Here is a 1,171-nt window from a genome sequence, read left to right as displayed (position 1 = left end):
TATGCTGATTCGGGGAGGGTGAATATTGAGTTTGAGGCGAAATTGTATACAGATATTTCAAATGTTAGTTGCTGTTTTGGTTTTAATAATGAGGCTTGCCCACAGAAAATAAAGGATGATTATCTTGATTGGATTAGTCAACTCAGGGAAAATCCAGCGAGCCTGACGAATAGCGATTATCAGAAATGGCTTAAATTGTTTGATACTTATACGCCTTCATATAGTTCGCCATTTGCATCAAATCTTTCCAGTCCGGATGCATTAAAATCAATATTGTCAAATTCAGGATGTTTTAATTACAATCTAAAGTTATGAAATTAAGAATCATATTTATAATCGCTTTTGTTTCTCTCATCGGGAGTATTGCTTATTGTCAGTTTCCTGTTTTGATGGATACTTTAATAAAAAGCACTCGGGTTAGTAATTATGGGGAATTAGTAATAAAATATAGGGATATAAATGAAGATAAATTGCCGAAACCATTGTTGAGAGAAAGCAAAGATGATCCAGAACTTATAAGTTTTCAAATTAATTCTGTTGAAAAACTAGTGGAGATTGCAAATGAAATTTTCACCAAGAAAGAAATAGAACAATTAATAGAAAGTAGGTTTATATTAGATTGTAAGATTCTGCCTTCTGGTAAAATTGTTAGTGCATCTTTTGTTTTTTATGAGAAGAACCCACAGATATATTTAAAGAAACTTACTCTTTTTTCACAGGAAATTAAAGAGAGACTAAGTATAACTCCAATATTTTCAGAGAAAATAGACAGAGAGGGATATGTTCAATGTTATATTTTTGCCTATGATGTATTTCGCAATAATCTAAAACAGGAATAGTAAATATCGAGTTTGAGGCGAAATTGTATAAAGATGTAACTACAGTTTTAGAAATAAGTTGTTGTACTGCTTTTAATGATTTAAATTTTCCTAAAAAAGTTAGAGATGATTATTTTTCATGGGTTTTGCCAATTGCAGAGAATGCAAATGAACTGACTTCTCAAACATATCTGTCATGGTTGGAACGTTTTAACCAATACCATCCAGAATATAGCTCACCCATTCATTCAGAATTAAGCGCTCCGGAAGCATTGTATTCAATTATTGATTCATCGTAAGCCTTCGGCCTCGCACATATTGCAATCTCCACGCTAACGGTCTTACTTTGATGG

2 protein-coding genes are annotated in these 1,171 nt (G+C 32.4%); both read left to right on the top strand.

Translation table 11 applies throughout. From position 1 onward, the window contains the following. On the top strand, positions 1-315 hold a 315-nt coding region (locus ATH1_RS22000), incomplete at its 5' end, for a hypothetical protein (RefSeq protein WP_010424201.1). Further along, positions 312-839, top strand: a complete 528-nt coding sequence (locus ATH1_RS0116045) for a hypothetical protein (protein WP_010424199.1) — start codon at positions 312-314, stop codon at positions 837-839. The genes ATH1_RS22000 and ATH1_RS0116045, both read left to right, overlap by 4 nt. Positions 840-1,171 lie beyond the last annotated feature (332 nt).

The sequence above is a fragment of the Anaerophaga thermohalophila DSM 12881 genome (assembly GCF_000191885.1).
GTDB classification, from domain to species: domain Bacteria; phylum Bacteroidota; class Bacteroidia; order Bacteroidales; family Marinilabiliaceae; genus Anaerophaga; species Anaerophaga thermohalophila.
This window is presented reverse-complemented; position numbering and strand designations above follow the sequence as displayed.

Bases quoted from the DNA above. Each gene is read 5' to 3' on its own strand.
- ATH1_RS0116045 (WP_010424199.1), top strand. From the start codon at position 312: ATGAAATTAAGAATCATATTTATAATCGCTTTTGTTTCTCTCATCGGG.